The sequence below is a fragment of the Bifidobacterium rousetti genome, from assembly GCF_008698235.1.
GTDB classification, from domain to species: Bacteria; Actinomycetota; Actinomycetes; order Actinomycetales; family Bifidobacteriaceae; genus Bifidobacterium; species Bifidobacterium rousetti.
On record NZ_PEBH01000005.1, the window covers coordinates 87,532 to 93,531 of the forward strand.

The 6,000-nt window shown below is 61.8% G+C and carries 3 protein-coding genes; 1 reads left to right on the forward strand and 2 read right to left on the reverse strand.

Translation table 11 applies throughout. The features are described 5' to 3' along the window. Window positions 1-177: 177 nt before the first annotated feature. Window positions 178-1,476, reverse strand: a complete 1,299-nt coding sequence (locus CSQ85_RS06790; protein ID WP_150383427.1) for an ATP-binding protein — start codon at window positions 1,474-1,476, stop codon at window positions 178-180. Between the two features lie 156 nt (window positions 1,477-1,632). Continuing rightward, window positions 1,633-3,036, reverse strand: a complete 1,404-nt coding sequence (locus CSQ85_RS06795; RefSeq protein ID WP_223846883.1) for an ATP-binding protein — start codon at window positions 3,034-3,036, stop codon at window positions 1,633-1,635. A 301-nt stretch (window positions 3,037-3,337) separates the two neighbouring features. Between CSQ85_RS06795 and CSQ85_RS13050 the strand changes: the two genes are divergently transcribed. Further along, window positions 3,338-5,704: a hypothetical protein gene (locus CSQ85_RS13050; RefSeq protein ID WP_190972933.1), complete on the forward strand. Its 2,367-nt coding sequence runs from the start codon at window positions 3,338-3,340 to the stop codon at window positions 5,702-5,704. Window positions 5,705-6,000: the final 296 nt, after the last annotated feature.

Below are 6,000 nucleotides of genomic sequence, written 5' to 3' on the forward strand. Positions count from 1 at the left end.
CCCCCGGAGGCGTGCCTCATGAGCGACTTCTCGTTGAAGATTCACATTTTATGAGCGAGATTTACGCCGTCTGAAACATTTCATGAGCGAGTTTCGACGAGATGGCACCATTTCATGAGCGAGATTGCCGTGACGGGCGATGTGGAGGGGAGTATCCCACCGGGCCACGGGACGACCTCACGGACGCAGGGTGGTGACCGGCGCGACGACCACGCCATCGGGGCGTGTATAGCCGTATGCGCCTGTGCCGGTGAGCACCATCAGGAAGCTCGGGTTTTGCATTCGCCCCGTGTCAATGCGATCAGCCAGTTTCTGCAGATTCGCGGCGCCCTCGTCGATAAGCCGGTCGCCGCCGAGCTTGACCTCGATCAGACCATACCGGCCATCCCGCAGATGAACCACCGCATCACACTCCAATCCGGTCTTATCCCGGTAATGGAACATCTGCCCGTCCAATGCGTCCGCATACACGCGCAAATCACGCACGCACATGCCTTCGAACAGCAATCCGAATGTCTCCAAGTCGCGCAACACGCCCGACGGGTTCACACCCAACGCGGCCGTCGCTATCGAGGGATCCACGAAATGACGCGTATCAGCAGACCGGATCGCCGTCTTCGATCTGAGGTTCGGATTCCAAGCCGGCATATCCTCGATGACGAAGATCTTCTCCAACGCCCTCAGGTATGACTGCACGGTTTTGACGCTCGGCCCCGATTCATCAGACGCGGCAACATCGGTGGCGATCTGCGCGACCGATGTCTGCGAGGATTCCATGCGGGCATAAGAACGCATCAGACGTCGAGCCATATGCGGATCCCGCTCGACATCATCCACACGGGAGATATCGGATTCCACGACGGCATCGACGTAGTCCACCGACTGCTGGAGCGCAGCCTCGTCATCATCGATGCCAACCGCCCGAGGCCAGCCACCACGACACAGCAAAAACGCCAACCGCTCTATCGTGGTTCCTGCATGAACCGGACGCACCTGTTCCCCGTCGAACAATGCAGACAACGAGATCGCCCCCGAGGAATCGCCCGATTCGTACAAGCTCATTGGCCGCATCCGCATCCTGGTGATCCGTCCCGTGCCGGTATGAGAGATCAGGCTGAGATTCGGAGGCACACTCGAACCGGTGAGGAGAAATTGCCCGAACTCGCCACGTTGATCCACCTCGAAACGGACGGCATCCCACAATTGCGGAGCCAGCTGCCACTCATCGATCAGCCGGGGAGTATCGCCCTCCAAGAGAAACGACGGCTGGGTTTCAGCGAACAACAGGTTCTGGGCGCGCTGCGCGGGATCGGCCATGTACAGCGTGCTTGCGGCGAGCTGCTCGCATGTCGTGGTCTTGCCGCACCACTTCGGTCCTTCGACCAGCACTGCGCCCTTGGCCGCAAGCCTCTTGCCCAACAGCGTGTCATATACCCGCGGAAGGTATTGCTTCCCATGTTTTGTCGTCGCAGCCATCAGCGTTTCCTCATTTGGACCGTTTTCACTTCCTCATTTGGACCGATTCTATTTCCTCATTTGGACCGTTTTCGTTTCCTTATTTGGACTTTTCGGACTGCATGCGCTCTTGACGACAAACGAACATCCACCAACGTCCCGGTGAAAGATCAACCCTCACCCAAGCAGCTCCGGCAGCCCGACAAGTCGCACGGACTCGTCGGCGGCGGCCAAGTCGGTTAGCGACTGCGTGAACCCGGACAACGAGAACAGAACATAATGCCGCTCCTGCACGCCCAGTTTGGCGGCGCGGGTGCGTAGCAGCTCAAGCATCGACAGGTCCATCGGCGTGGTGCGGAACTTGCATTCGCCGACGATCGCCTTGGTGCCGGACCTATCCAGTCCCGCCACGTCGATCTCATCGGTGCGATCCCACCAGCGCCCCACGCGATTCAAACGGAACGGCAGATCGCCGCGCACGCTCTCCCGCATCAGCCATGCGGCGCACATGCGTTCAAAGGCGTGCGACGCGAAATCGTGAAGCACCGGCCGAACGTTCTCTGCATAGACGCCGTCGATGTCGCCGCTATCCAGTTCGGAACGGTTCGGATAGACGAATGAATACCAGAACCCGAAGAAGTCGTCCGAAAGACGGTACAGGCCGCGCATGCCCTTGGCCTGTTCCGCGACCCGCGCCGTGACCGGGAACTCGCGTTGCACGATGCCGACCTCGATCAGCGAGGACAGGTAGAACCCCAGAGTCCCCGGCGGAATCAGAGTGTGCGTCGCGATGTCATTGAGTTTGGTGTCACCCAGTGCGATGGCGCGAATGATCGTGCTGTACTTGCCGGTCTCACGGAACTCCTCCCGCATGAGCACGTCCGGCTCCGAATACAACGCCGCTCCCCGGCGCAGAATGTAGCGTTTGATGTTCCATTCCAACGTCCGATCGGGATCGAACGTGGACAGGTATTGCGGCACGCCGCCCAGAATCGCATACACCAGAGCCTTGTCTTCATCGGAATATCGCGGGAAGAATTTCACGGCATCCCAGTACGGCATCGGCAGCATCTTGAGCACTCCGGTGGCGCGACCGTACAGAGGCGCTTTTTCGGAAAGGATCTCCTTCTCAATGAAGCTCATCGCACTGCCGCACAGCACGATCATGAGGTTCCTGTGACGCAAGGTATGATCCCAGAGATTCTGCAGGATGGACGGCAGGGATGGATCGCTTTTGACCAGATACGGGAACTCGTCGAAGATGATCAGTCGGCGGCGTCCGTCCTCGGGTTCGGGCAATTCCGCCAAGTCGCTCAACGCCGCCCGCCAATCGGGGTATCGATCAAGGTACCGTCCCGCCGGCGCCCCCTCCTCGAACATACGACGGGAGAACTCGGACAACTGCTCCTCCCTGGTGCCCATCTGCGCGGAGAAGAACAACGTCGGCCGACCTTGTGCGAAATGGGACAGGGTTTCCGTCTTTCCGATGCGCCTGCGGCCATACACGATGACCAATTGCGCCTTGGCATCGTCATAGCAGTCCTGCAACAGGGATAGATCGTCGTCGCGTCCGATGAACATCACGCACCTCCGTCGCGGAATCACTGAATCACAAAATCACAGAATATATAGTCACGACTTATATAGTCGTAACTATTATAGTCATACCCATATTGGATTCACCCCACGGCACCCCACGGCACCCCGCCCGGAAACCGGCACGAAATCACTCCACAATCAGCCTGTGGAACGAGGGCGATATGCCTATCCCCATGGTTAGAATGACAACAGCGTGGCAGGCCCCGGGCCCGCCGCCGCACACCTTTCCGCAGCACGGTCAGTGCATGGGCAGTATGGAGTCGAAGGAACAATGAAGCCTCAGTTGGGTGACACGCTTTTCAACCGCTACACGTTGGTCGCCCTGCTTCGCGACGAGCCCGGCGTTCAAGCCTGGAAGGCGAACGACCGCGTGCTCGCGCAGGATTGCCAGCTCTTCGTCCTGACCGCCCCGGACACCCTCGAAAGCGTCTCCTCCCTGGCTTCGCAGTCCGGTCTCAGGGACGGCATGACGCCCGTCCTGCAGTTCCGCAAGGCCGGTGACGCCGCGGTGCTCGTCACCAAGCTGGAGACCGGTCTGTCGCTGACCGAGTACCTGCGCGGCAAGGCGCACGGCACGTTCAGCTACGAGGCGATGCGTTCCGTCATCGGCGACGCCGCGACCATCGTCTCCGGCATCGAGGATCCGCGACTGTCGACCGACACGATCCGCATCGCCGTCACCGGCGTGGAGATCACCGACGTCCCGTTGACCCCCCTGCTTGCCGAGCCCTCGGGCGCCCCCGATGGCATGCCCGCCGAACAGCTGGCCATCCGCCAGCTCGCATCCGTCCTGTACGGCATGCTCAAGCGCAAGCCGGTCACGCCCGATACCGAATACGATCTGACGTCGCTCGACGCGGACATGCCGACCGAGTTCCACGTGATCCTGTCACGCGGCCTCGAACTACCGAACGCGAACACCGGCAAGCGCGGCGAGCCGATGCTCACGCTCGGCGAGCTGACCGCGCTGCTCGGCGAGTGGACGCCGCTTGATCAGCTGTCCGACCGCGATCTCGCCCTGCCGACCGACGCCGGCGAAGGGTCGATCTCGACCGTCGCCGTGCGCGACCTGTCGAAGTCGAAGCTCGTCGAGCTGCCCGCCTCCGATGTGACCACCGAGCGACTGCCCGAGCTCAACATCCATCGCGCGCCGAGCGAGCAGGAGGCCGCCCGTCACGCCGACGCGGTCGTCGCCGCGCAGAACGCGGAGAGCTTCGCGGACATGGAGGAGTCGTTCAAGCAGTACTCCCCGCATGATTTCTTCGCGATGGGCCGCAACGTGCCGCCGAAGGAGCGCGCACGGATCGCCGCGCAGTCGTACATCGCGCCTGCGGGTGCTGGGTCCGGTGCTGGTGCTGGGTCCGGCGTTGCGGGTGATGCCGCGGCCGCAGGATCGGGCGTCGGCGCAGGTGCCGCTTCCGGTACTTCTGGTACGGGTGCTCAGGGTGCCGGCGCCGGTTCCGGCGCATCGACGAACGCCCTTGGCCATGCCTCGCAATACCGCACCGAGGATCTGGTCAACGATTTCTCCTTCCAGGTCTATCCGGCCCCGGTCGCCCTGCCGGACGACATGAACACCGGCGAGCAGACCTCGCGTATCCCGATCATCACCGATTCGAACATGCCCACGGTCGCGATCGACATGCGCGACCCCGAGCACATGGCCATCGAGGGATTCGAGGACTTCGTCAACCCGCATGAGGATGACGGCGAATACGCGGACGATGGACATGGGCGCGGGAATGGCCGTGGTCGAGGTTCGCGCGACAGGCGCGGACGCGGGAATGACGCCGATCACGGTCAGGTGAACGCCGGTGCCGTCAACGGCAACGGTCCCCATGCAGGCGTGAACACCGGTTCGAATGGAACGCCGGCATCAGGCCAGGGCCAGAACCACGGCCAGCAGGCCGGGGTCGCCGGAGCGGCCGATCACACGAACGGCCACGCCGGTCCGGGTGCCGCGAACGGCTCCGGTACCGCCGCCGGACAGCACGGTGACGTTTCCCAGGACACTGTCGCCGGTCACACCGCCGCCGGTCACACCACCACCGACGGCAATCCGGCCTCCGGCAACACCAACGTCGGAGCCGGCACGCACGGTGTTGCCGGTGTCAATGTCAATGGTCACGGCGGTGCTGCACCTGTCGGCAACGAACACGTCAACGAGCACATCGCCCCCGGTTCGATGCCGCCGGCGATCCCGGTCAGCCCCGCGTTGCCGCCCCGACCGGTTGCGCCTGATTTCGACATGAATCATCCGCCGAGTTTCAAGCCGAAGTCGATGCTGGATCGTGATCCGGCCGACGATGCGCATGAGGATCTGTCCGACAAGCATCTGCTTGGCAAGATGACCACCGCGACCGTCGCCCTGATCGTGGCGGCGCTGGTGCTGGTGGTCCTGCTCGCGGGCGCGCTGGTGCTGTTCCTGACGACCAGCACGAATCCGGCGGATCACAACCTCGACAAGAACAATCAGTGGCCCGACGATTCGAACGTCCCCTTCGGCGACGACCAAAACGGCGACGGTTCGTCCGACGGAACCACGACCCAGCAGTCCGGTGACCAGTCCGGTACTACCTCCGCCGACGGTTCGGATGACGGCGGTTCCGACGTCATCCTGATCGACGTCACCGACGCCTATTTCCGCTGATCCATCCCTGATGGTCCCGGATGTACAGCCGGATATAACCGGTATGTCCGGTATACAGGTACGCCCGGTAGTTGCTTGGCGTACGTTCCCCCGGGTATTCACAGGGGATGTCCGGGGTAACGTACACTAAGTCTTATCTGGCGTACGTTCACCCGGGTGTTTACAAGGATTGTCCGGGGTAACGTACGCCAAGTCCTACCTAGGGTACGTTTCCCCGGGTATTCACAAAAGACATCCGAAGGAACGTACATTAAGTCCTACCTGGCGTACGTTTCCCCGGATGGATATGAAAAAAG

Coding starts and splice junctions, on each gene's coding strand:
- CSQ85_RS06790 (WP_150383427.1), bottom strand. CDS start 1,476: ATGGCTGCGACGACAAAACATGGGAAGCAATACCTTCCGCGGGTATAT.
- CSQ85_RS06795 (WP_223846883.1), bottom strand. CDS start 3,036: ATGTTCATCGGACGCGACGACGATCTATCCCTGTTGCAGGACTGCTAT.